Annotated in this window: 20 protein-coding genes; 15 read left to right on the top strand and 5 right to left on the bottom strand. The window is 64.3% G+C overall.

The features are described from left to right. Positions 1-135: 135 nt before the first annotated feature. Positions 136-423 carry an HU family DNA-binding protein gene (locus GJV26_RS08155; RefSeq protein ID WP_132136728.1) on the bottom strand — a complete coding sequence of 96 codons (288 nt, stop codon included), beginning with the start codon at positions 421-423 and terminating at the stop codon, positions 136-138. Between the two features lie 239 nt (positions 424-662). On the opposite strand from GJV26_RS08155, the gene GJV26_RS08150 reads away from it, so the two are divergent. Continuing rightward, positions 663-1,475, top strand: a complete 813-nt coding sequence (locus tag GJV26_RS08150; RefSeq protein ID WP_155708388.1) for an anti-sigma factor family protein — start codon at positions 663-665, stop codon at positions 1,473-1,475. A gap of 173 nt (positions 1,476-1,648) precedes the next feature. Here GJV26_RS08150 and GJV26_RS08145 read toward each other — a convergent pair whose 3' ends face one another. Together GJV26_RS08145 and GJV26_RS08140 are read right to left on the bottom strand one after the other, a co-directional pair. Then, positions 1,649-1,876 (bottom strand): hypothetical protein, encoded by a 228-nt coding sequence (locus tag GJV26_RS08145; RefSeq protein ID WP_155708387.1) that lies wholly within the window; start codon positions 1,874-1,876, stop codon positions 1,649-1,651. Beyond that, positions 1,876-2,232, bottom strand: a complete 357-nt coding sequence (locus GJV26_RS08140; RefSeq protein ID WP_155708386.1) for an FKBP-type peptidyl-prolyl cis-trans isomerase — start codon at positions 2,230-2,232, stop codon at positions 1,876-1,878. Before GJV26_RS08140 ends, GJV26_RS08145 begins: the two co-directional genes overlap by 1 nt. A gap of 267 nt (positions 2,233-2,499) precedes the next feature. Here GJV26_RS08140 and GJV26_RS08135 point away from each other — a divergent pair, with 267 nt between their 5' ends. From GJV26_RS08135 to GJV26_RS08110, 6 genes are all read left to right on the top strand, one after another. Continuing rightward, positions 2,500-3,474 (top strand): YncE family protein, encoded by a 975-nt coding sequence (locus tag GJV26_RS08135; RefSeq protein ID WP_155708385.1) that lies wholly within the window; start codon positions 2,500-2,502, stop codon positions 3,472-3,474. A 7-nt stretch (positions 3,475-3,481) separates the two neighbouring features. Beyond that, on the top strand, positions 3,482-4,273 hold the full coding sequence (locus tag GJV26_RS08130; RefSeq protein WP_155708384.1) for a polysaccharide deacetylase family protein: 792 nt from the start codon (positions 3,482-3,484) through the stop codon (positions 4,271-4,273). Between the two features lies 1 nt (position 4,274). Continuing rightward, entirely contained in the window at positions 4,275-5,273 is a 999-nt protein-coding gene (locus GJV26_RS08125; RefSeq protein WP_155708383.1) for a sterol desaturase family protein, read from the top strand. Further along, positions 5,273-6,100 carry an EI24 domain-containing protein gene (locus tag GJV26_RS08120; protein WP_155708382.1) on the top strand — a complete coding sequence of 276 codons (828 nt, stop codon included), beginning with the start codon at positions 5,273-5,275 and terminating at the stop codon, positions 6,098-6,100. Before GJV26_RS08125 ends, GJV26_RS08120 begins: the two co-directional genes overlap by 1 nt. Further along, entirely contained in the window at positions 6,097-6,957 is an 861-nt protein-coding gene (locus GJV26_RS08115; RefSeq protein ID WP_155708381.1) for a competence/damage-inducible protein A, read from the top strand. The genes GJV26_RS08120 and GJV26_RS08115 overlap by 4 nt, the downstream gene beginning before the upstream one ends. A gap of 318 nt (positions 6,958-7,275) precedes the next feature. Beyond that, on the top strand, positions 7,276-10,416 hold the full coding sequence (locus GJV26_RS08110) for a transglycosylase domain-containing protein (RefSeq protein WP_155708380.1): 3,141 nt from the start codon (positions 7,276-7,278) through the stop codon (positions 10,414-10,416). 66 nt (positions 10,417-10,482) lie between these two features. On the opposite strand, the gene GJV26_RS08105 is transcribed toward GJV26_RS08110, so the two are convergent. Then, entirely contained in the window at positions 10,483-11,385 is a 903-nt protein-coding gene (locus tag GJV26_RS08105; RefSeq protein WP_155708379.1) for a hypothetical protein, read from the bottom strand. Positions 11,386-11,477: 92 nt separating this feature from the next. Here GJV26_RS08105 and GJV26_RS08100 point away from each other — a divergent pair, with 92 nt between their 5' ends. Further along, the gene (locus GJV26_RS08100) at positions 11,478-12,872 is read left to right on the top strand and encodes a TAXI family TRAP transporter solute-binding subunit (RefSeq protein WP_229419561.1); all 1,395 of its coding nucleotides are present in this window, start codon (positions 11,478-11,480) and stop codon (positions 12,870-12,872) included. A 152-nt stretch (positions 12,873-13,024) separates the two neighbouring features. Then, the gene (locus GJV26_RS08095) at positions 13,025-15,523 is read left to right on the top strand and encodes a TonB-dependent receptor plug domain-containing protein (RefSeq protein WP_155708378.1); all 2,499 of its coding nucleotides are present in this window, start codon (positions 13,025-13,027) and stop codon (positions 15,521-15,523) included. Between the two features lie 204 nt (positions 15,524-15,727). Here GJV26_RS08095 and GJV26_RS08090 read toward each other — a convergent pair whose 3' ends face one another. Beyond that, positions 15,728-16,183: a rhodanese-like domain-containing protein gene (locus GJV26_RS08090; RefSeq protein WP_155708377.1), complete on the bottom strand. Its 456-nt coding sequence runs from the start codon at positions 16,181-16,183 to the stop codon at positions 15,728-15,730. A 336-nt stretch (positions 16,184-16,519) separates the two neighbouring features. Between GJV26_RS08090 and glnA the strand changes: the two genes are divergently transcribed. The 6 genes from glnA (at position 16,520) to GJV26_RS08060 (ending at position 22,860) form a co-directional block, all read left to right on the top strand. Continuing rightward, the gene (gene glnA / locus GJV26_RS08085; protein ID WP_155708376.1) at positions 16,520-17,935 is read left to right on the top strand and encodes a type I glutamate--ammonia ligase; all 1,416 of its coding nucleotides are present in this window, start codon (positions 16,520-16,522) and stop codon (positions 17,933-17,935) included. Between the two features lie 129 nt (positions 17,936-18,064). Then, a complete protein-coding gene (locus tag GJV26_RS08080; protein WP_155708375.1) occupies positions 18,065-18,556 on the top strand; it encodes a DUF4124 domain-containing protein in 492 nt (163 codons plus the stop codon). Next, positions 18,553-19,674: a nitrogen regulation protein NR(II) gene (gene glnL / locus GJV26_RS08075; RefSeq protein WP_155708374.1), complete on the top strand. Its 1,122-nt coding sequence runs from the start codon at positions 18,553-18,555 to the stop codon at positions 19,672-19,674. Before GJV26_RS08080 ends, glnL begins: the two co-directional genes overlap by 4 nt. 59 nt (positions 19,675-19,733) lie before the next feature. Next, positions 19,734-21,218 (top strand): nitrogen regulation protein NR(I), encoded by a 1,485-nt coding sequence (ntrC, locus tag GJV26_RS08070; protein ID WP_155708373.1) that lies wholly within the window; start codon positions 19,734-19,736, stop codon positions 21,216-21,218. A 521-nt stretch (positions 21,219-21,739) separates the two neighbouring features. After that, a complete protein-coding gene (locus GJV26_RS08065) occupies positions 21,740-21,895 on the top strand; it encodes a hypothetical protein (protein WP_155708372.1) in 156 nt (51 codons plus the stop codon). Positions 21,896-22,110: 215 nt separating this feature from the next. Beyond that, positions 22,111-22,860 carry a DUF3016 domain-containing protein gene (locus GJV26_RS08060; RefSeq protein ID WP_155708371.1) on the top strand — a complete coding sequence of 250 codons (750 nt, stop codon included), beginning with the start codon at positions 22,111-22,113 and terminating at the stop codon, positions 22,858-22,860. The last annotated feature ends 980 nt before the right edge of the window (positions 22,861-23,840 follow it).

Here is a 23,840-nt window from a genome sequence, read left to right as displayed (position 1 = left end):
GGTTTCGGTCTGCGCATCATACAAAACGGCGGCGCATCCGGCGGTGGAAACTGTAGAGCAACCCTTCCAAATGACTACGGCGGTTCAGGACCCGAGGCGACCGGGCCCTGAACCGCCGTATGGAAATCCGCGCGATTACTTCTTCTTGGCCGGGTTCACTGCCGCTTTCAGCGTGGCGCCCGCCGAGAACTTCGGCGTCTTCGACGCGGCGATCTTGATCGCTTCGCCGGTTGCAGGATTGCGGCCTTTGCGAGCAGCGCGCTTGGCAACCGAGAAGGTGCCGAAGCCGGTGATGCCGACCGTGTCACCCTTTTTCAGGCGCTCGGTAACGATGGCAATCAGGGTGTTCACTGCGTCGTTGGCGGCGGCACCGGACATTTCGGTACGCTTCGCGAATTCTGCAATCAGTTCGCCTTTTTTCATTACTACCTCCGTGGTTAATAGAGGCCGCAGATTAGCACAATATTTGCGGAAAGTAATCCTTTGAAACAACAGAAACCCATATGGCTACTGGGCTGCTGCGGTGCACACCGAACCCATGGCATGCCGGCGCGGCGGCCGGGGCCATGATGCGCGACACGCGGCTGCAAGACGGGCGCGGGACCGGGTCGAGCCGGTGCTAATATGAAGGTTCGTTGCGTGAACACAGGCGGGCCTACATCATGAGCTTTTCCGACGAAACCCTGATGGCATATGCCGATGGCGAACTGGATGCGGCCACGCGCCGCGCGGTGGAGCAGGCCTGTTCCAGCGATCTGGCGCTGGCCCGGCGCGTTGCCTCGTACAAGACGCGCCGCAGCAACGTGTTCGCCGGTTTCGCGCCCGGCGACGATGCGCAGCGCATGCGGCCGCAGCGCCAGGCCACCGTCGTCAGCCTCGACACCGTGCGGGCGCGGCGCGAAGCCACCCAGCTGGCGGCGCGCAAGGCCACGCGCGAGCGCCGCTGGGCGTGGCCGGAATGGATGGCGTTGGCCGGGGTGCTCGTCTTGGGCTTGCTGGCCGGCACGTTCGGCCTGTCGTACATGACGGCCGACGACGGAAAAATCGACCTGATCGCCAGCCGCGACGGCACGCTGACGGCGCAGGGCCGCCTCGTTACCGCGCTCGAGCAGCAGCCTTCGGTGCCTCCCGGTGCCGCGGGCATGGCCGCCAGCGCGGCGGCGCGGGCGGCCGGCGCGGTGCGGATCGGCATGTCGTTCGTGTCCGCGGACGGCAGTTATTGCCGCAGCTTCGCCAGCGGCACCGGCACGGCCGAAATCGATGGCCTGGCCTGCAAGACCGGGCAGGAATGGCGCCTGCCGCTGGTAATGCACAATCCGCGGCCGCTGCAGGCCGCCCCCGCCAACACTGCCGCCAATGCCACCGCCACCGAGCTGCCGCCGCCGGTGGAAGCGGCGATCGACCAGCGCATATCCGGCGACCCGCTCGATGCGAAAGCGGAGCAGGAGGCCATCCAGCGCGGCTGGCAACGCTGATAGCCGCTGATACAAACCACATGGCGGCGTTGCATCGCCTCGCCGTACTGAAATACTGTCGACGATGCGCCTTGCCCTGTGGCTTGTCTCAGCGGCTATAAAACGATTGGGGAAGGCGTGAAAAAAGGCGCCGCAGGGGCGCCTTCGCTGAATCGACGGTTGTCCCGTCTTCCTTACTTCTTCTTGTCCTCTTCGTCGTCATCGTCCGACAGGGCGGCCTTGCCCACGTAGACGACTCCCTTGCCGGCAGCGACACCCACGTCGACCGCGGTCGAGGCGACCGTCACGCCGGCACCGACCACGGCCGCGCCGACGGCGACCACGGTGCAGCCGGACAACGCCGCCATCAGCAGGGCAGCCGCGGCGAGCAACGGCCAGCGCATCGGTGCCGGCAGCCGCATCAGACGCCCAGCAGTTCGACGTCGAAGATCAGCGTGGCGTTCGGCGGAATCACGCCGCCGGCGCCGCGCGCGCCATAGCCCAGGTCGGCCGGGATGATCAGCTGGCGGGTACCGCCGACTTTCATGCCCTGCACGCCTTCGTCCCAGCCGCGGATGACCATGCCGGCGCCCAGCGCGAATTCGAACGGGTCGTTGCGATCCTTGCTGGAGTCGAATTTCGCGCCCTTGCTGCCATCGGCATTCTGCAGGTATCCGGTGTAATGCACGGTGACGTTCTGGCCGGCTTTCGCCTCGGCGCCTTCGCCGGTCGTGACGTCGTCGTACTGCAGGCCGGATGGGGTGGTGGTGATGGACATGGCATTCCTTAAAAATGTTCGTTCGGGTTGACGATTGTAGTGCAAGGGGCCGCCGGGGGGCTAGTGGAGCGCGGCAAGGCACCCGCGCAGCGGCATGCGCCGGCATTCCTTGAAGAATATGGCCAAGGCGGCAATGCCATTATGGAAAGCCGTTGTATTCCCCGCGCACCGACGCAATGAATGCCCATGCAAAGGTGTGGGATATACCTGTCGCGTTCGGTATTGGCCTTAAAATGAAGGCTTCCTACCTCCTTGCCGCGAGTTCCCATGTTCCGCAATTTCCGCCGCGTCCTGCTTGCCACCAGCCTGACAGGCGTTCTGGCCGCGCAGGCCGTCCATGCCAATGTCGTGGTCGTGCTCAATTCGCGCGATGCCACCGTGCAGCTGCTCGACCAGAAATCGTACCGCAGCCTGCAGACCTTCCCGGTCGGCAAGGAGCCGCACCACCTGATGCCCACGCCGGACAACAAATCGGTGATCGTGGCCAGTTCGATGGGCAACGAACTCGTGTTCCTCGATCCGAAATCGGGCCAGGTGCAGCGCCGCATCAAGGATGTGCTCGACCCGTACCAGATCGGTTTCACGCCGGACCAGAAGTATTTCGTGTCCACGGCGCTACGGCTCGATCACGTGGACCTGTACCGCTACAACGGTCGCGACTTCACGCTGACGAAGCGCATTCCGTTGCCGAAACTGCCGAGCCACGTGGCCTTCGATGCGAAAAGCACGATGGCGTTCGTCACGCAGCAAGGCAGCGACCAGGTCAGCGCGATCGACCTCGCCAGCGGCACGGTGCGCTGGACGCTCCCCGTCGGCAAGCTCCCGGCCGGCATCGCGATGACGCCGGACGACCGTTACCTGCTGGTGGGCATCATGGGCAGCGATTACGTGGAAGTGATCGACTGGCGCGCCCGCAAGACCGTGAAGCGCATCAAGGCCGGCGCCGGCGCCCACAACTTCCGCGCGCAGGGCGACGGCCGCTATACCTACGTGTCGAACCGGGTCGCCAACTCGATCAACATCATCGACCAGAAAACGCTCGAGAACGTTGGCCAGATCAACGTGCCCGGCGGTCCCGACTGCATGGAAATCACCGCCGACGGCAAGACGATGTGGGTCACGCTGCGCTGGATCAAGAAGGTGGCGGTGATCGACCTGGCGACCCGCAAGCTGACGAAAATGATTCCGGTCGGCCGTTCGCCGCACGGCGTGTTCTTCGCCAATTCGTCCGCGCGCCTGTAGATCCCGCATGGCCCTTCGCCTGATCTGCGCGGGTGCCGCCGCCGCCCTGGTGGCGGCCCTGCCTGCCTTCGCCGGCGCACCGCAGTGCCGCGGCACGGTATACCTCACGTTCGATACCGGCAGCCAGTCGCAGGCCGAACTGATCGCGGCCACGCTGAAGCGGCACAACGCGAAAGCCACATTCTTCCTGGCCAACGAGAAAACGGTGCGCGGCGACTGGTCGCTCGACCCTTCGTGGGCGGCGTTCTGGCGGGCCCGCGTGGCCGAAGGCCATGCGTTCGGCTCGCATACCTTCGACCACGTGTATTACGTGAAGGATGGCGCCAACGGCGAGATCGTGGTCCGGCCGCAATTCGGCGGCGGGGCGGGCAGGCAGGCCAGCTGGGACGCCGCACGGTTCTGCGACGAGATCCGCCGCGTCGACGCGCGGTTCATGGAATTGACCGGGCATGGCCTCGATCCCCTCTGGCGCGCCCCGGGCGGCAAGACGTCGCCGCGCACGCTGGCCGCCGCGCGTGGTTGCGGCTACGCGCACGTGGGCTGGTCGCCAGCCGGATTTTCCGGCGACGAGCTGTCATCGGCCCGTTACCCGAACGCGTTATTGTTGAAGCAGTCGCTGGCCGGGCTCGGCGATGGCGACATCTTCATGGCGCACATGGGCATCTGGTCGCGCAAGGACCCGTGGGCGCCGGCCAACCTGGAGCCCCTGCTGGCCGGACTCGAACGCAAGGGCTTCTGTTTTGCCACGCTGCGCGAACATCCCGGCTATTCGGATAAAATGCACAAAAAAACAAACTGAAATGATGCAACTTCTTATCGACTGGTTCGCACAGGCCCAGGGCTGGCTGTTCCAGGCCGTGATCGAACCGGTGATGTACCACGCCGGCTTCGGCGACCTGCTCGAGGATGCGTTCGAAGGCACCGAGTGGTTCCTGATCGGCATCTGCGAGATCGCGCTGATCTTCCTGGTGCTGCGGCCGCTGGAAGCCGCGATCCCCGTACACGCCTTTGCCGACCGCCGCGCCCGCTGGAACGATTTCACCTACACCTTCCTGCATCGCATCGGCCTGTTCCCGGTGCTGGTCTTCTTCACGCTCGATCCGCTGATGGACCACATGACCGCCTGGCTGCGCCTGGAAAACGTGCGCCCCTTCAACCTGGAAAACCTGGTCACGGACATGCATCCGCTGGCCAGCTTCTTCGTGTATTTCGTGGTGCTGGACTTCTTCGATTACTGGTATCACCGCGCCCAGCACGGCATCGGCTGGTGGTGGGGACTGCACAGCCTGCACCACAGCCAGCAGGACATGAACCTGTGGAGCGACGACCGCAACCACCTGCTCGACGACCTGCTGCGCGACCTGTACCTGGCGCTGATCGCGCTGGCGATCGGCGTACCGCCGGGGCAGTATGTGCTGCTGGTGTCGCTGTCGCGCATCCTGCAAAGCCTGCAGCACGCCAACGTGCGCATCCATTTCGGCCGGATCGGCGAACGGCTGCTGGTCTCGCCGCGCTATCACCGGCTGCACCACGCGGCCGGCATCGGCCATGAATCGCGCGGCACGGGCTCGCTCGGCGGCTGCAATTTCGCCGTGATCCTGCCGGTGTGGGACCTGCTGTTCCGCACCGCGAACTTCACGCCCGCGTTCGCCCGCACCGGCGTGCGCGACCAGGTGGCCCGCACGAACGCCGACGGCACAGTGGTGCCCGGCCGCGATTACGGCCGCGGCTTCTGGCGGCAGCAATGGCTGGGGATGAAGCGGATGGTCGAATTCGCGCGGCGGCGGAGGGCGCACTGATGCGCGGTGTATTGAATGCCTATGGCCGCGCGGTGCTGTCGCAGCTGCACGGCCGCATGCTGATCCTGTCGGCGGTGCCGTTCCTGCTGTCGATCGGGGTATGGGGCGTGGTGCTGTATTTCACGCTGCAGCCCCTGCTGGATTGGCTGACCGGCCACTTCTTCGATTTCGAGCTGTACCAGTATTCGAGCCAGTGGCTGGAAACCATCGGCCTGGCCATGCTGAAGACCGTGGTGGTGCCGCTGTTCGCGATGCTGCTGCTGTTGCCGCTGATGATCCTGACGGCGCTGATCTTCATCGGCGTGGCGGCGGTGCCGGCGATCGTGAAACACGTGGGCGACCGCCACTACCCGCATCTGGAGAAGAAGCAGGGCGGCAGCCTCGTCAAGGGCATCGGCAAGGCGATCTCGCTGTTCCTGGTGTTCATCGTGATCTGGCTTTGCCTGCTGCCGCTGTATGCGGTGCCGCCGCTGGCGATCGTGTCGTCGGCCCTGCTGTGGGGCTGGCTGACGTCGCGCGTGATGAGCTACGACGCCCTGTCCGAGCATGCCAGCGCGGAGGAAATCGGCGTCCTCCAGCGCGAGAAGAAATGGCCGCTGCTGGCCATCGGCGTGGCTTCCGGCATGGCCGGTTCGCTGCCGGCGATCGTGTGGATCGGCGGCGCCGCGATCGCCGTGGTGCTGTTCCCGTTCCTGCTGGCCGCGGCCGTGTGGCTGTATGTGCTTATTTTTATCTTCACCGGATTATGGTTTCAGTATTATTGTCTTGAAGCCCTGTCGCAACTGCGCGCCCGCGGCGGATCAACGAAGGACCTGGAGACGACATGAGCAATAGCGTCAGCGAAGTCAGCAAAGTGAGCAGCAAAGCGAGCGGCAATGTGGACAATACGGCGGACAGCAGGACGATCGGACTGATCATCGTCGGCGACGAAATCCTGTCCGGCAAGCGCGTCGACGCGCACCTGCCGAAAGTGGTGCAGCTGCTGGCCGCGCGCGGCCTGCAGCTGGGCTGGGCCGAGTACATCGGCGACGATCCAGCACGCATCACCGCCACCTTGCGGCGCACGTTCGCCAGCGGCGACATCGTGTTTTCCACCGGCGGCATCGGTGCCACGCCGGACGACCACACGCGCCAGGCCGCGGCCGCCGCGCTGGGCCGCCCGCTGCTGCTGCACCCGCAAGGCGCCGAGAACATCCGCCAGCGCGTGCTGCAGGTGGCGCGCGACGAGGGCAGGGAGGCGGACCTGAACGCGCCGGACAACCTGCAGCGGCTCAAGATGGCGGAGTTCGCCGAGGGCGCCGAACTGATCCCGAACCCCTATAACAACGTGGCCGGCTTCTCGCTCGGCAGCCACCATTTTGTGCCGGGCTTTCCCGTGATGGCGTGGCCGATGATCGAATGGGTGCTCGACACGCATTACGCGCACCTGTTCAACCGCGCCCCGCACACGGAACAGGCGGTGCTGGTGTACGAGGTCGCCGAGTCGGCGCTGACGCCGCTGATGGTGGAAATCGAGGCCACGTGGCCGCGCGTGAAAGTGTTCAGCCTGCCCAGCGTGGGCGATGCGCAAACGCGCCGGCACATCGAGCTGGGCGTGAAGGGCGATCCGTCACAGGTGGCCGATGCCTTCGTGCGGCTGTGCGCCGGGCTCGATGCGCAGCGCGCCGAATACGCGCCTGTGTGAAAACGGCGTGGCCGGATGACGGCGGGATGACAGCCCGGTGACGGGCCGGTGACGAGACTGTTGCTTGCAGATCAGTCTCGTTGTTTTTTTGCGAAAATAATGGGACCTTCCACAATATTCGTCCTGTTGACCCGTGCACATCGATGCGATGTGGTGCAATGGCAATAAGCTGTGCGCATTCCGCGCCGCACAACGCGGCTGCCGGACACCGGCGGCGGAATCCGGATGGCGCAATCCCCGGGAGCGGAACTTCCCGGCAGAACCGGCAGCAAAACTCCTTCAGCAGAACCCAGTAGCAGAACCAAAGTAGCAGAACCTATGTCTTCCCAATACGACCAAGAAAGGCCGGGCCTGGACGACGAACAGGCAGCCACGCCGCCGCCGTCCGAGCCCAAGAGCCGTCGCTCCCGTAACGCATTCATCGTGCTGATGCTGGTCCTGCTGTCGCTGGCGATCTGGTGGATGGTGCACGAATCCCGCACTTCCACGATGCAGGCGAAGTACTTCACCGGCGTGGTCAAGCAGCTCAACTACAAGGTCGAACCCGGCCCCAGCAACGCGATCCGCTTCCCGCACGACAGCCCGTACGACGAGCGCCTGGGCTATGCCAACATTCCCGATTACCTGGAGCGCCTGAAACAGCGCGACTACCAGGTGCAGGCGCAGTCGCGCTTTTCGCCGAAGATGGTGCAGCTGGCGGACATGGGCGTGTTCACCACGTTCCGCGAAAAAACCCGCACCGGCCTCACGATCTACGACTGCCGCGCTCAGCCGCTGTTCACGGCCAGCTACCCGGAGCGGATCTACCCGGGCTTCGAGCAGGCGCCGGCGGCACTGGTGCACAGCCTGCTGTTCATCGAGAACCGCGAGCTGCTGGACAACACCTATCCGAAGCGCAACCCGGCCGTGGAATGGGATCGCCTGTCGAAGGCGATCCTGGAAAAATCGGCCAGCGCCGTGGGCCTGGGCAGCAGCCGTGCCGCCGGCGGCAGCACGCTGGCCACGCAGATCGAAAAGTACCGCCACTCGCCGGAGGGCCGCACCGGCTCGATGAAGGACAAGCTGCAGCAGATGGTCTCGGCCACCCTGAGGGCCTACCAGCAGGGCGAGGACACGTCGGCGGTGCGCCGCCAGATCGTGGTCGATTACCTCAACACGGTGCCGCTGTCGGCCAAGCCGGGCTACGGCGAAGTGAACGGCATCGGCGACGGCATGTGGGTCTGGTATGGCCGCGATTTCAACGAAATCAACGCGCTGCTGTCCGGCCGCATGGACCAGCCGGGCAGCGCACTGGCGTTCAAGGAAGCGCTGTCGCTGCTGATCGCGCAGCGCCGCCCCAGCTATTACCTGGGCGACGGCGACCAGGACCTGGAAACGCTGGCCAACAGCCACCTGCGCCTGCTGGCGGACAACGGCATCATCACGCCGGCGCTGCGCGACGCCGCGCTGAAGGAGAAGCTGCGCCCGGCCAAGGGCAACGGCCTGCAGGCCGCGCCGCCGGTCAGCTATGTCACGAAGAAGGCCGCCAACACGGTGCGCGTGCACCTGGCGAACCTGCTGGGCGACAACCGCATGTACAACCTGGACCGGCTCGATTTGTCGGTGGTCAGCACGCTGGACGCCAACGCCCAGCGCGCCGTCGCCACCATGCTGCGCGACCTGAAGGATGCCACCGTGGCCGAGGCCGCGGGCCTGACCGGCAAGGGCATGCTGGGCAACGGCGATCCGGCCAGCGTGGTCTACAGCTTCACGCTGCTGGAGCGGGGCGACAAGGTGAACTACCTGCGCGTGCAGACCGATAACTACGACCAGCCGCTGGACATCAACGAAGGCGCCAAGCTGGACCTGGGTTCCACGGCCAAGCTGCGCACGCTGGTCACCTACCTCGACATCGTCGACCAGCTGTACAGGAAGTACGGCGGCAAGAGCGCGGACGAACTGGGCGCCGTGCAGTTCGACCCGAAGGACCGGCTGACCGCCTGGGGCATCGAATGGCTGTCGATCACGCCGATGGACAAGCGCGACCTGACGGCGATGCTGAACGCGGCGATGGAACGCACCTATTCCGGCAACCCGGGCGAGGGCTTCTTCACCGGCGGCGGGCTGCATTACTTCGGCAACTTCTCCAAGGAAGACAACGGCCGCATCCTGACGGTGCGCGAAGGCCTGCGCCGCTCGACCAACCTGCTGTTCGTGCGGCTGATGCGCGACGTGGTCAAGTACTACATGTTCCAGATGCCGGGTTCCTCGGCCAGCCTGCTGGCCGATTCGGACGATCCGCGCCGCGCCGAATACCTGGCCCGCTTCGCGGACAAGGAAGGCAAGGAGTTCCTGAACCGCTTCTATGCCAAGTACAAGGGCAAGCCGAAGTCGGAGCTGGACAAGATCCTGGTCGACAGCATCCGTCCCACGCCGCTGCGGCTGGCGAACATCCACCGCACGCTGTTCCCGCAGGCATCGATCGGCGAGTTCGCGATGTTCGTCAACGGCAACCTGCTCGAACAGAACGAAGTGCCGCAGGAACGGCTGGAAAAGATGTACGAGCAGTACGCGATGGACAAGTGGAACCTGGCCGACCGCGGCTACCTGGCCAACGTGCATCCGCTGGAACTGTGGCTGGTCGCCTACCTGCGCCAGCACGAGGGCGCCACGCTGTCGAAGGTGGTGGCCGCCTCGGAGAAGGAGCGCCAGGAAGTCTACCAGTGGCTGTTCAAGACCCATCGCAAGCATGCGCAGGATCGCCGCATCGCCGGCCTGCTGGAGATGGAGGCATTCATCGGCATCCATAGCCAGTGGAAGAAAATGGGCTACCCGTTCGGCTCGCTGGTGCCGTCGTATGCCACCACGCTGGGCGCGTCGGCCGACCGCCCGGCCGCGCTGGCCGAGATGATGGGCATCATCGTCAACGGCGGTGTGCGCAAGCCGATCCAGCGCGTGGAATCGCTGCACTTCGCGGCAGGCACGCCGTACGACACGAAGGTGGTGCGCGCCGAGAAGGTGGCGGCGGAACGCGTGCTGGCGCCGGAAGTGGCGCGCGTGGCGGCCGACGAGATCCGCGGCGTGGTGTCGGACGGTACCGCGAAGCGCGCCAAGACCGCCTTCGTGGCGGCGGACGGCACCAATATCCCGGTCGGCGGCAAGACCGGTACCGGCGACCAGCGTTTCGACGTGTATGCCGGCGGCGGCCGGCTGATCGAATCGCGCTACGTGAACCGTTCGGCGACGTTCGTGTTCAACATCGGCGAGCGTTTCTTCGGCAGCATGACCGCCTACGTGCGCGGCCCGGAATCGAAGAACTACGACTTCACCAGCGCGCTGCCGGTGCAACTGCTGACGGTACTGGCTCCGAGCCTGATGCCGCTGATCGAGCCGAACCAGGCCGCCACGCCGCCCGCCGATTCGTCGGTGGCGGCTGCCGCCGCCGCGCTGGGCGCGCCGGTGAAGGCCTGCGGCGGCTGAGCCGAAGCGGCCGATGAAACCGGCGACGGATACCCCCCAGGGGTTCCCGCCGCCGGTTTTTCGCTTTCAGCGGGTGTCGAGCGAGCGCCCGGGTTCGCCGAGCAGCCAGCGCTGCGCCACGTAATCGAGCGTCACCTGGCGCGCGCCCACGGATTTCACGCCGAGGATGCCCAGCAGCGGCTGCGCCAGCTGGAACGGCCGCCCTTCGCAAAAAGACACCATGCCCGGCGCGATCGTGTACGCCCCCACCACGATCGACTCCGGATAGGCGGCATCGCGGCACGCGAGCGGGGACCGGTCCGTCACGTTCCCGGCGCCGAAGGTGCGCAGCAATGGCCGGTCGCCCGCCAGCTGCCGCCAGCCCTGCGCGTCGATCGCGGCCAGCCCGAAGCGGGCCGCGCCCGTGTCGAACAGCAGGTGGCCGCTGCGGCCGTCGGGCAGCGTGGCAGGCAGCAGCGGATGGCCACCCGGGCCGCCCGAGCGCAGGTACAGCATCGGCTGCGCGGCCGCCACGTCGCGCAGCGCGGAACCCGGCGCGAAGGCCAGGCGGCCGTCCCTGAAATCCAGCGCCAGCGTGCCGTGTTCGAAGAACGCGTTGCCGGCGGTGCCGATGACACCGCAGGAAGGCTGCCGCAGCGGTGCGAGATTGGCCGCATCGGCCGCCAGGGTTTTTTCCACGTCGCCGATGCGCACCGTCACGGTCACGGGAGCGGGCGCCGTGCCGTCGGGGCGAAGCGTGTGCCAGTGGACGGCGGCCGGGGCGCCGGTATCGAGCTGCAGCCAGCAGCTGGTGCCGTTCACGCTGGCCCGCAGCAGCAGCGCGAGGCGTTCTTCGCCTTCGCCATGCACGCTGCCCAGGACGTTGCCCTTGTAGTAGTCGAATTCATGCCACCGCGCCGCGCCGGCCAGGCCGGGCAACGGCGCGGCCAGCAGCAGTGCCAGCGTCAGTTCCAGAAGCGGTGTCCTCATCGGTTCCCTGCGGTTGCGAAGCCAGCGCGTATCATAAGGATGATCAACCGGTCTTGCATCTTTTATCATTCTTTGGCATCGTGCCCGCCATGATGAAACCCGTCCTCCGCTCCACGATGAACCGCCTGAAGAAGTTCACCAGCTTTTCGCTGCGCGACCTGGCCGCTTCCGCCGGTCCCACGATCCTCGGCATCGCCGCCGTGTGCGTTGCCGCCTACCTGATCGTCGACCCGGCGCCGCCGCGCAAGGTGGTACTGGGCACGGGGCAGGACAACAGCGCCTACGATGTCTTTGGCAAGAAGTATCAGGAGTTGCTGAAGAAGGAAGGCATCGCCGTCACGCTGCAAGGCTCGCACGGCTCGCGCGACAACCTGAAGCTGCTGGGCGAAGGCAGGACCGACATCGCCTTCGTGCAAAGCGGCTCCACCGACCAGGCCGAGGCGGAGCGCCGCGGCCTCGTGTCGCTGGGCAGCCTCTTCACGGAACCGGTGTGGCTGTTCCTGCGCACGAAAGAGGGCGCACCGCCGTTGAACCAGCTCACGCAGCTGCGCGGCCTGAAGATCAACATCGGCGCGCGCGGCAGCGGCACGCCGCGCCTGGTGCGCCAGATCCTGGAAGTGAACGGCGTCGATCGGGAAGAACTGCAGACCACGCAACTGGACAACACGCCGGCCACGGTGGAACTGCTGGAAGGCCGCATCGACGGCCTGGTGTTCGCCGCCGCCGCGGACGATCCGCTGATCCAGATGCTGCTGCAGACGCCCGGCATCGTCCTGTTCGATTTCAGCCAGGCGGAAGCCTACACGCGCCGCCTGCCGTTCCTTTCGCACGTGACGCTGCCGCACGGCATCGTCGATTTCGGCCGCGACCTGCCGGCGCGCGACTACCACCTGATCGCGCCGACCGCCACGCTGGTCGCGCGCGACGACCTGCACCCGGCGCTGGTCGAACTGTTCGTGCAGGCCGCGGCGAAGATCCACGGCGGGGCGGGGTGGTTCCAGCAGCAGGGCCAGTTCCCTTCCGCGAAGTACACCGAGATTCCCGTGGCCGACGAAGCGGCCAAGTACTACAAGGATGGCGCACCGTTCCTGCAGCGCTACATGAGCTTCTGGCTGGCCAATTTCCTCGACCGCATGTGGGTGCTGCTGCTGGCGCTGTCGGCCCTGATCCTGCCGCTGTCGAAGATCGTGCCGCCGCTGTATGTGTGGCGCGTGCGTTCGCGGATCTACCGCTGGTACGGCCAGCTGCGCACGGTGGAGGGGGCGATCGAGGATGCGGTGGAGGTGGCGAAGGAAGACCGCGGCGCGATCTACGCCGCGCAACTGGAGCGGCTGAACGAGATCGAGGACCGCGTCAACCACCTGTCGATCCCGCTGTCGTTCGCCAACGACCTGTATGGCCTGCGCAGCCACGTGCATTTCGTGCGGCAGCGGATCGTCGGGTTGATGGGCGGCACGCCGGAAGGCATCGTGGAGACGTCGGCGTAAGGACTTTGTTCGGCGCGATTACGTGTTAATACCGTGTAAATCTTACGACAATTTCATGTTCCGGTAGCGCTACAGGTTTGACACTCCGCCACGCTGGCCCCGATGATGGGCTCGTTATTCTTCACGCCACATCACTTACACAAGGGATCAGGATGCACCGGAATACGTTACCAGCCAAGGCACTTCTCGCCGCCGCCATCGCTTCGCTGTTCGCCGGCCACGCCGCCGCCCAGCAGACTTCCGCCCAACAACCCGCCGCCGAAGAAAACCAGGCCACCGTCGTCGTCACCGGCACGCGCGTCTCGAACCGCACCGTGCTCGATACCACGGCACCGGTCGACGTGATCTCGGCCGACATGATCAAGAACACCGGCGTGCCGGAAATCACGCAGGCGCTGTCGGTGGCGCTGCCGTCGCTGAACTTCCCGCGTCCCGGCCTGGCCGACGGCACGGATACGATCCGCCCCGCCACGCTGCGCGGCCTGGCCCCCGACCAGACGCTGGTGCTGGTCAACTCGAAGCGGCGGCACACGTCGTCGCTGGTGAACCTGAACGGCACGATCGGCCGCGGCTCGGCCGCCGTCGACATGAACACGATCCCCACCGGCATCGTGAAGAACATCGAAGTGCTGCGCGACGGCGCCTCCGCGCAATACGGTTCCGATGCGATCGCCGGCGTGGTCAACATCCGGCTGCGCACCGATAAAACCGGCGGCGAGGCGACGGTCAGCTACGGCAAGCGCATCACCGAATACGGCTTCGCGGTCACGCCGCCGGTGGCCGGCGCCAACTGGGGCACCGAGACCGACCGCGAGCGGCGCGACGGCGGCACCGGCACCGTCAGCCTGTGGAAAGGCCTCGCGCTGGGCGAGACCGGGTATCTCACCATCGCGGCCGAGTACAAGGACCAGGAACACACGGAGCGCAGCGGCTACGACACGCGCCAGCAATATCCTCTGGTGAACGGGCAATTCGATCCGCGCGAGGCCACGATCAACCGCTTCAACGCGTGGTACGGCGAACCGGAGCTGAAGCAGTCCACCGTGTTCGCCAACGCCGGCGGCCAGGTCAGCGAGAACCTGAAATGGTACGGCTGGGCGAGCTACCAGAAGCGCGAAGCGGAATCGGGCGGCTTCTTCCGCCGCGCGCTGCAGGACAACAACACGATCCAGATCTACCCGGACGGCTTCCTGCCCATCATCGCGCCGGAGGTGGACGACTTCTCCGCCGCGGCCGGCTTGACGTGGACGCTGGACGGCTGGGACATGGATTCGTCCTTCAGCTACGGCAAGAACAAGATGGACTTCACGATCCAGAACACGCTGAACCGCTCGCTGGGCGCCGCCAGCAAGACCGAGTTCGACGCCGGCGGTTTCTCGTATGACCAGCTGACGTACAACATCTCCGGCGTGCGCCAGTTCGAGGTGGGCCTGGCTTCGCCGCTGAACGTGGCGCTGGGCGCCGAGGCGCGCAGGGAAGGGTACAAGCTGGAAGCGGGCGAGCCGGATTCGTACCGCAACGGCGGCGCGCTGCTGGCGTCGGGCCTGCCCACCGCCTCGGGCGCGCAGGTGTTCCCGGGCTTCCGTCCGAGCGACGAATCGGATAGCCACCGCACCGCGTACAGCGTGTTCGCGGACGTGGAAGCGAACCTGCTACCGGCGCTGCTGGCATCGTTCGCCGTGCGCGGCGAGCATTACTCGGACTTCGGCAGCAACTGGTCCGGCAAGCTGGCCGGCCGCTACGACTTCACGCCGTCGTTCGCGCTGCGCGGCTCGGTGCAGAACGGCTTCCGCGCGCCGTCGATGCAGCAGCAGTTCTTCACGTCGACGTCGACCAACTTCATCAACGGCGTGCCGTTCGACATCACCACGTTCAAGCCCACCGATCCGGCCGCCGTGGCGCTGGGCGCGAAGCCGCTCGATGCCGAGAAGTCCACCAACTTCTCGCTGGGCGCGGTGACGAAACTGGGGCGCGGCAGCCTCACGGTCGACGCGTTCAAGATCGACATCCGCAACCGCATCGTGCTGTCCGAGAACCTCACGCAGGCCAACGTGCGCAACTTCCTGACCGCCAACGGCTTCCCCGGCGTGGGCGGCGGCCGCTTCTTCATCAACGGCGTGGACACCACCACCAAGGGTGTCGACGTGGTGCTGAACTACCCGTGGAGCCTGGGCCAGGCCGGCCGATTCGACCTGACGCTGGCGGGCAACTACACGGATACCGAAGTGACCAAGGTGCCGCAGACGGCCGAACTGGCCGCGCTGGCCCCGGCACCGGTGCTGTTCGACCGCGTCAACGTGCTGACGTTCGAGCAGGGCACGCCGAAGACCAAGTTCACCGCCAGCGGCACGTGGAACCTGGGCCCATGGGGCGCCACGCTGCGCGCCACGCGCTACGGCAAGGTGCTCACGCCGGGCACCACGGCGTCGCTGGACCACGTGATGGCGGCGAAAACGCTGGTGGACCTGGAAGGGCGCTGGGCCGTCAACAAGCGGCTGTCGCTGGCGCTGGGCGCGGAAAACCTGTTCGACCAGTACCCGGACGCCTACCCGGCCGCGCTGAACACCACCGGCAACGCCCCGTTCACGAACTACTCCCCGTTCGGCCGCTCCGGCCGGTTCGTGTACGCCCGGGCGACGTATGCGCTGTAATCGCACGGCTGAGTCCATGTCCCACTGGTGCCTGGCACCGATGTGACACGGCCTCGGCAGTTGGATGTCCCACCGGTGCCAGGCACCCATGTGACACGGCCTCGGCAGTCAGATGTCCCACCGGTGCCTGGCACCATGTGACACGGCCTCGGCTATTGGATGTCCCACTGGTGCCTGGCACCAGTGGGACACGGCCTCGGCAGTTTAGGCGCCCACCCACGGCAATCCCGCCTTGCACCACCCGCCCACGCTTTTCCGGTGTCCCTCGCCGTCCTTGTCCCCCTCGAAACCTTCCAGGATATCGAAGCTGTTGGCGAAGCCGTTCTCGGTGGCGAGCCTGGCGGCATGCCGCGAGCGCACGCCGGAGCGGCACAGGAACAGCAGCACGTCGTCCTTGCCGGCGACGGCGGCGAGCTGCTCGATGAATTCCGGGTTCGGCACGCCGCCCGGATAGGTGCTCCACTGCACCGCGCCATGCTGCGCCTCGGCAATGGCCACGCGGCCGACCCAGTCGCGTTCGGCGTCGGTGCGCACGTCGATCAGGCGTACGGTCGGGTTACTCCGGATGAGCTCGTGGGCTTCCCGGGGCGTGACTGCTCCAGCATAGGGCAGGCCATTGCCGCGTTCGCGGGCGCGCTCGAGTATGTCGTTGGTGCTCATTTGGCGTTAATTCCTTAGGATTTGTGTCTATCGTCGAAAGCCCGAATGGGGCGTAGAATGCCGCCTGGACATTGATGCTACATTTTGGGGCGAACTGTTCAAAACTGGTGCAAAATGATCGCCTTGCACCAAAACTGGGCGCACGATGCGTTGCGCAATATTGGTGCGTTCCGGCTAGTGTTTCCGTACGGATGATTTTAGTTTCCGTAGGGAGCAAGATCAATGTAACTCGCTGCATATCGATAGAAGCTTCTTGCTGGCACGCTTCGTGCATTAAGAGCTACAAGTTTTCGCCGCACTACGTGACGGCAGCCCTTTTCACTTAGGAGATACGTAATGGCATTGACCGCCGAAGAAGTCCTGAAGATGGTAAAAGACAACGAAGTCAAATTCGTTGATTTCCGTTTTGCCGATACCCGTGGTAAAGAACAGCACGTCACCGTGCCCGTATCCCACTTCGATATCGACAAGTTCGAAAGCGGCCATGCCTTCGACGGTTCCTCCATCGCCGGCTGGAAAGGCATCGAAGCATCGGACATGATCCTGATGCCGGATCCATCCACCGCCAACATCGACCCGTTCTTTGAAGAGACCACGCTGTTCATGCAGTGCGACGTGATCGAACCATCGGACGGCAAGGGCTACGACCGCGACCCGCGCTCGATCGCCAAGCGCGCCGAAGCCTACCTGAAATCGTCCGGCCTGGGCGACACCGCCTACTTCGGCCCGGAACCTGAATTCTTCATCTTCGACTCCGTGAAGTGGAAGATCGACATGTCCGGCGCGATGGTCAAGATCGATTCCGACGAAGCGTCGTGGTCGACCGACAAGGACATCGAAGGCGGCAACAGCGGCCACCGTCCGACCGTCAAGGGCGGCTACTTCCCGGTACCTCCGGTCGATTCGTTCCAGGACATGCGCTCGGAAATGTGCCTGATCCTCGAATCGATGGGCATCCCGGTCGAAGTGCACCACCACGAAGTGGCCGGCGCCGGCCAGAATGAAATCGGCACCCGCTTCTCGACGCTGGTCGAGCGCGCCGACTGGACGCAGAACATGAAGTACGTGATCTGGAACGTGGCGCACAGCTACGGCAAGACCGCCACCTTCATGCCGAAGCCGGTCGTGGGCGACAACGGCTCGGGCATGCACGTGCACCAGTCGATCTGGAAAGACGGCAAGAACCTGTTCGCCGGCGACGGCTATGCCGGCCTGTCCGACTTCGCGCTGTACTACATCGGCGGCATCATCAAGCACGCCAAGGCGCTGAACGCGATCACCAACCCGGGCACCAACTCGTACAAGCGCCTGGTGCCAGGCTACGAAGCGCCGGTCAAACTGGCTTACTCGGCACGCAACCGTTCCGCGTCGATCCGTATCCCGCACGTGGCGAACCCGAAAGGCCGCCGCATCGAGACGCGCTTCCCCGACCCGCTGGCGAACCCGTACCTGTGCTTCGCCGCGCTGATGATGGCCGGCCTGGATGGCGTGCAGAACAAGATCCACCCGGGCGAAGCAGCGTCGAAAGACCTGTACCACCTGCCGCCGGAAGAAGATGCGCTGATCCCGACCGTCTGCGCCTCGCTGGAAGAAGCGCTGGATCACCTGAACAAGGACCGCGAGTTCCTGACCCGCGGCGGCGTGTTCAGCGACACGATGATCGATGCCTACATCGAACTGAAGATGACGGAAGTGACCCGCATGCGCCAGACCACGCACCCGGTCGAATTCGACATGTACTACTCGCTGTAATGGCGACGCTGCCGGTCTCCAATTACCGGTAGCCACCAGCGCGGGGAGGGCATCAGCCTTCCTCGCGTTTTTTTTCGGTTGTTGTATAGTCGGGGCATGATCGCACGCTGCTCGTTGTTACTGGTTTTCATGTTGGCCACGGCTGGTGCCGGGGCGCAGATTTACCGCTGTTCGGATGCCGAAGGGCGCAAGGAATACACGGATCGCCAGATCAGGGGCAAGAAGTGCGTGCTGCTCGATCTGCCGGGCGCGGCCATTCCCGCGCCGCCAAGGGAGCCGGCACGGCCCCGGGCGCAGGGTGCCGGGTCGTCCGCGAACCCGGGTGCGCCGGCGGCCGCTGCGCCCCGCGCCGCCGGCCCGTCCGCGTTTCCGCGCGTGGACACGGCCGAACAGCGGGCCCGCGATGCCGACCGCCGCCAGATCCTCACCGACGAACTGAACGCCGAAATGCAGAAGCTTGGCGAGTTGCGCCGCGAATTCAACAACGGCGAGCCGGAACGGCGCGGCGACGAGCGCAACTATGCCAAGTACCAGGAGCGGGTGGCCAGCCTGCGCGACGCCATCGCCCGCTCGGAACAGAACGTGGCAGCACTACAGCGCGAGATCGCGAACATACGATGAAAATTGTGACCAATATCGCCCGTGCCGCGGCGGCGGCGGCGGGTGCCATCCCGCGTTCGCACACGCTCGCGGGCCTCGACCTGCTGGCTTCGGCCGTGGTAATCGTCGACAAGGACGGCCGCATCGCCTTCGCCAACGCGGCCGCCGAGAACATGCTGGAAAGTTCGATGAAGGCGCTGTCGCGCCAGCGGCTGTGCGACCTGTTCTCCCATCCCGCAGAGCTGGAGCACGTGATCGGCCAGGCGCGTGCGCACAAGTTCTCCGACCTGCGCCAGGAACTGACGCTGGAGCGCCCCACGCGCGAATCGCTGCACGTGCACGCGATCGCCAGCGCGATGGACGAGCCGGACGGCAACGTGCTGCTGGAACTGCGCGAAACCGTGCAGCAGATGAAGCTGGACCGCGAGGAGCGCCTGCTGGACCAGAGCCAGGTCAACAAGGAACTGATCCGCAACCTGGCGCATGAAATCAAGAATCCGCTGGGCGGCATCCGCGGCGCGGCGCAACTGCTCGAGATGGAACTGCCGCCGCTGCACCTGCAGCAGCTGCGCGAATACACCCAGGTGATCATCAAGGAGGCGGACCGGCTGCAGACGCTGGTCGACCGCCTGCTGGCGCCGCACCGCCGCCCGCACATCGTGGGCGACGTCAACATCCACGAAGTGCTCGAGCGCGTGCGCAGCCTGATGCTGGCCGAATTCCCCGCCGGCCTGGCGATCGTGCGCGACTACGACGCCTCGCTGCCCGAGTTCCGCGGCGACAAGGAGCAACTGATCCAGACCGTGCTGAACATCGCCCACAACGCGGCGCAGGCCCTGGCCGACCGCGTGGAAACGGGCGATGCGCAGATCACGTTCAAGACCCGCGTGGCCCGGCAAGTGACGCTGGCAAAGGTCCGTTATAACCTGGCATTAGACTTGCATATCATCGATAACGGACCGGGCATTCCGCCCCAGATCCGCGACCGCATCTTCTACCCGCTGGTATCGGGCCGGGATGGCGGCAGCGGCCTGGGTCTGACGTTGGCGCAAACCTTCGTGCACCAGCACATGGGCGTCATCGAATGCGAGAGCAGGCCCGGCTATACGGATTTCCGCATCCTGCTGCCTTTGCCATAAGCAGCGGGGCAGGTTGCCGGAATCCCTGATGAATCCAAATTGCGGGAAGCACATCACATATGAAGCCAATCTGGATTGTCGATGACGACGAATCGATCCGCTGGGTACTAGAAAAAGCGTTGGCGCGGGAAAACCTCGTCACCAAGAGTTTTGCGAATGCGCGCGATGCGATCGCCGCGCTGGAGTACGAAACGCCGCAGGTGCTCGTATCCGACATCCGCATGCCGGGCGACTCCGGCCTCGACCTGCTGCAACTGGTGAAGTCGCGGCTGCCGGGCCTGCCCGTGATCATCATCACCGCGTTTTCCGACCTGGATTCCGCCGTGGCGGCCTTCCAGGGCGGGGCCTTCGAATACCTGGCCAAGCCGTTCGATATCGACAAGGCCGTGGAACTGATCCGCCGCGCGCTCGACGAGAGCCTGCGCGAAGCCAGCGTGGAATCGGGCCCGGCCGACACGCCCGAGATCCTCGGCCAGGCGCCGGCGATGCAGGAAGTGTTCCGCGCGATCGGCCGCCTGTCGCAATCGAACGTGACGGTGCTGATCACCGGCGAGTCGGGCTCCGGCAAGGAACTCGTGGCGCGCGCGCTGCACAAGCACAGCCCGCGCGCGGCGCAGCCGTTCATCGCGCTGAACACCGCGGCGATCCCGAAGGACCTGCTCGAATCGGAACTGTTCGGCCACGAACGGGGTGCCTTCACCGGCGCCCAGACCACGCGGCGCGGCCGCTTCGAACAGGCCGAAAACGGCACGCTGTTCCTCGACGAGATCGGCGACATGCCGTTCGACCTGCAGACGCGGCTGCTGCGCGTGCTGTCCGACGGACACTTCTATCGCGTCGGCGGCCACCAGCCGCTGAAGGCGAACGTGCGCGTCATCACCGCCACGCACCAGAACCTGGAGCAGCGCGTGCGGGATGGCCTGTTCCGCGAAGACTTGTACCACCGACTGAACGTGATCCGGCTGCGGCTGCCCAGTTTGCGGGAGCGCCGCGAGGATATCCCCATCCTGGTGCGCCACTTCCTGGTGCAGAGCGCCCGGCAGCTCGGCGTGGAAACCAAGCGCATGAGCGATGCCACGCTGACGTTCCTGCAAGGCCTGGACTTGCCGGGCAACGTGCGCCAGCTGGAAAACCTGTGCAACTGGATCACCGTGATGGCCCCGGGCCAGACCGTGGAAGTGAAGGACCTGCCGCTCGAACTGTCCGAAGGGCAGAGCGCGATGCAGGCCGCGCCCGAGCTGCCGGTGCCCGCGGCGCACAACGCGTCGCACCACCTGCCGTTCGCCTCGGCGGCCGCCCCGGCCGCGCAAGGGCCGGATGGCTGGCTGTCGCTGCTGGAACTGCAGGCCGCCACGATGCTGTCCGACGGGCAGCAGGATGTGATGGACGTGCTGGGCCGGCAGTTCGAATCGGCGCTGATCCGCACCGCCCTGAAATACACGCACGGGCGCAAGAACGATGCCGCCGTGCGGCTGGGCATCGGGCGCAATACGATCACGCGGAAGATCGCCGAGCTGGGGATCGACGGGGCGAAGGAGGATTGAGCCGCAGTGCGGCTTAGAGGGCGTAGACAAATCAATAACGTGGGTGTGGCATGCTATTCCGATGTGAAAGGAGCATGCCATGGCAACGAAAGATCCACTTAACGGTACCAAGCGGGCATTCAATGTTGGCGGCAGACCACCAGCATTGAATGCTCGCGGCAGACCGCCAGCATTGAAGCATGAGCATAGTGCAGTTTTGCGGGATATCGTGGCAGAGCGTACACAGGCCCGCTTGCAAGAAATCGCCGACGAGCTGCAACACCGATGTGGCTGCGGGTATGCGCTGCAACGATTCGTCGCGTTAGCTGCGCAAGGAATCGTACGACTCAAGTCGACGCGCAGGATATATGCGGGACGAGCCGACGGTGCTGAGCGTAATGGCTAGACGGCAGCGCACCGGCGTGAGGACATATCGCCGTACACCACCAACCTGACAAACCCCGAATGGGAGCAGGTCGCTGATCTATTCGAGCATGTAGCAGGGCAGAGAGGAGCACCCGTGCATTACAGCAGCCGGGAGCATGATCAAGGCTGACGCCCAGCGTCAACAATCTCGCCCAGGCGATGCCGGTATCGATTGGGGTAACCCAGCGCAGGCAAGTCGGCCGCTGCGCGAGTATTTGGCAGCGTTGGAGCATGCCAATCCGGTGCCCCACCACCGAAAAGAATTTCTTTAAGTGCCCCAGCGGTAACTTGGACTGCGGCTGCAGGACTGGCAATTTTTGCCTACTCCACTGATGACCTCATCGATTTAAAGGCTGGAATAATTGTCGCTTCCGAGGCTTCGGCAGTGAGCAAAACAGCAGAGGTCGAAGCCACCAAAACAATGATTGATCGTGCCGAGAAAAGTGCGCGATTAAACCGCGTCGTCTAGTGGGTGACACGAACTACCGTGTTGCTACGGGGATGGCTGGTCAACAAAGAGATTGCTCCTTACGCCCGGTATGGGATAAATTGGAGCATCACAACGGCACTTTCAGTCGTCCCGATTTCATCTTCGATGCTAAAAGCAATCGCCAGACGCGGGCCAAGCCAAGTGCCAACAGAACAATACAAAATTAATCAAATCGTGAAAGCAGGCTTTTTCAAAACGGCGTATAGTTATAGAAACGGTTTGGTAGAAGCCACAACGGAAAAGGGGAGCATGATGACGAACTTAATTCGGAAACTAGCGCTTACCAGCTTGCTGGCGCTGGGCGCAGGCGGTGTTTGCGCAGAAGTAGTAGTTAACTACGTTCAGCCCGAGCGTTTCTCAGACTTTCCCTCCGATCAGCGTGACCGCGATCGGGCCTTGCGAGAGCTGACCAAACACTTTGGCAAGCTAGGCGCAGAGTTACCTCCAGGGCAGACTTTGCGCATCGATATTAAGGATGTCGACATGGCTGGCCGTGAAATTCCGAGACGCTCAGTTAGCAGCTTACGTACCTATAGCAGCTTGGACTGGCCTCGTATCGAGTTGCAGTTCGAAATCGAAAGCAGCGGGCAAACAGTGCATAGTGGTGAGGTGACATTACGCGACATGGGTTTTTCCAATCGAGCGAACCGCTATTACAATGGTGACGTACTGCGTTTTGAAAAACAAATGCTCGACGAATGGTTTTATGCCACGGTACTACCGAGCGAACGCTCTGCTCGACGCTGAGTAAAAAAGCGCATCTGCCACGGGTAGCCATTTTTGGTTGGAAGCGGTTGAATATTTTCAGTAGAACGTTTACTTCGGGTGTGGATGCGGACGTACATGGCCGCAGTCCGGGCATTAGGAGGACGGCTGTGTTCGCAACCGGGCTGATGCATGGTCCAAGCGCTTCTCCCCAACGACCTTCGGTCGCTATAGAAGCTCATCTTCCTGCTCACAGTCGATCGCCAAAAGATGGGCGACCGCGAATCAACGATCATGCAGTTCTGACACGCATTCTGTTTGTTCCCAGAACCAGAATACGTTGAAGTACTGCCGCGTGAGCTTGGGTACGGGAGCGGCATGACGAGCTGGCGTTCCCTGCTCGAATGGATGCAAGCCGGTGTTTGGCAGCGCGTCCATGAGCCCGTTATGCGGCGCTTGGGACATTATGATTAGATTGTGTGGGATCGAGCTTACATTGATGCGTCGAGCGTACCGGTACTGGGTAGCGGTGAGCATACTCACTGAAACCCGGCGGAGTGAGGCAAACTCGGCTGCAAACACGATTTACTAGTTGATCAGCGTAGCCTGCCACTGGCATCTCCAATGACGAGCGTTCAATTCCACGATTCGCGACTGCTCATCTCGCTCATAGAATCGATCCCAGCTATTAAAGGATTGGCCGACCGCGTGCGGAAACGTCCAGGTAAGCTACACGCTGATCGAGCGTGCACTTCGAGAGCACATGCGCTCCGGCTGTGCCGGCGGGAAATCTCAGCACGGATCGTACGCTACAGCATCGAGTCACACGCGAAAGGATTGAGCGATCATGATGGGTCGCTGAACGCACCCTGGGCCGCTAAACCGTTTTTGCAGACTGCGCATCCGTTATGAACGGCGAGCCTACATCCACCAAGCTTTTCTCTCACTTGCCTGCTCACTCATCTGTTGGAGGTATGCGAGAGGTTTTGTTAGGCGCTCTTTTAATCTAACTGATCAGCCTG

The sequence above is a fragment of the Pseudoduganella dura genome, assembly GCF_009727155.1.
In the GTDB taxonomy this organism is placed as follows: Bacteria; Pseudomonadota; Gammaproteobacteria; order Burkholderiales; family Burkholderiaceae_D; genus Rugamonas; species Rugamonas dura.
This window is presented reverse-complemented; position numbering and strand designations above follow the sequence as displayed.

Bases quoted from the DNA above. Each gene is read 5' to 3' on its own strand.
- GJV26_RS08155 (WP_132136728.1), bottom strand. From the start codon at position 423: ATGAAAAAAGGCGAACTGATTGCAGAATTCGCGAAGCGTACCGAAATG.
- GJV26_RS08150 (WP_155708388.1), top strand. From the start codon at position 663: ATGAGCTTTTCCGACGAAACCCTGATGGCATATGCCGATGGCGAACTG.
- GJV26_RS08145 (WP_155708387.1), bottom strand. From the start codon at position 1,876: ATGCGGCTGCCGGCACCGATGCGCTGGCCGTTGCTCGCCGCGGCTGCC.
- GJV26_RS08140 (WP_155708386.1), bottom strand. From the start codon at position 2,232: ATGTCCATCACCACCACCCCATCCGGCCTGCAGTACGACGACGTCACG.
- GJV26_RS08135 (WP_155708385.1), top strand. From the start codon at position 2,500: ATGTTCCGCAATTTCCGCCGCGTCCTGCTTGCCACCAGCCTGACAGGC.
- GJV26_RS08130 (WP_155708384.1), top strand. From the start codon at position 3,482: ATGGCCCTTCGCCTGATCTGCGCGGGTGCCGCCGCCGCCCTGGTGGCG.
- GJV26_RS08125 (WP_155708383.1), top strand. From the start codon at position 4,275: ATGATGCAACTTCTTATCGACTGGTTCGCACAGGCCCAGGGCTGGCTG.
- GJV26_RS08120 (WP_155708382.1), top strand. From the start codon at position 5,273: ATGCGCGGTGTATTGAATGCCTATGGCCGCGCGGTGCTGTCGCAGCTG.
- GJV26_RS08115 (WP_155708381.1), top strand. From the start codon at position 6,097: ATGAGCAATAGCGTCAGCGAAGTCAGCAAAGTGAGCAGCAAAGCGAGC.
- GJV26_RS08110 (WP_155708380.1), top strand. From the start codon at position 7,276: ATGTCTTCCCAATACGACCAAGAAAGGCCGGGCCTGGACGACGAACAG.
- GJV26_RS08105 (WP_155708379.1), bottom strand. From the start codon at position 11,385: ATGAGGACACCGCTTCTGGAACTGACGCTGGCACTGCTGCTGGCCGCG.
- GJV26_RS08100 (WP_229419561.1), top strand. From the start codon at position 11,478: ATGAAACCCGTCCTCCGCTCCACGATGAACCGCCTGAAGAAGTTCACC.
- GJV26_RS08095 (WP_155708378.1), top strand. From the start codon at position 13,025: ATGCACCGGAATACGTTACCAGCCAAGGCACTTCTCGCCGCCGCCATC.
- GJV26_RS08090 (WP_155708377.1), bottom strand. From the start codon at position 16,183: ATGAGCACCAACGACATACTCGAGCGCGCCCGCGAACGCGGCAATGGC.
- glnA (WP_155708376.1), top strand. From the start codon at position 16,520: ATGGCATTGACCGCCGAAGAAGTCCTGAAGATGGTAAAAGACAACGAA.
- GJV26_RS08080 (WP_155708375.1), top strand. From the start codon at position 18,065: ATGTTGGCCACGGCTGGTGCCGGGGCGCAGATTTACCGCTGTTCGGAT.
- glnL (WP_155708374.1), top strand. From the start codon at position 18,553: ATGAAAATTGTGACCAATATCGCCCGTGCCGCGGCGGCGGCGGCGGGT.
- ntrC (WP_155708373.1), top strand. From the start codon at position 19,734: ATGAAGCCAATCTGGATTGTCGATGACGACGAATCGATCCGCTGGGTA.
- GJV26_RS08065 (WP_155708372.1), top strand. From the start codon at position 21,740: ATGATCAAGGCTGACGCCCAGCGTCAACAATCTCGCCCAGGCGATGCC.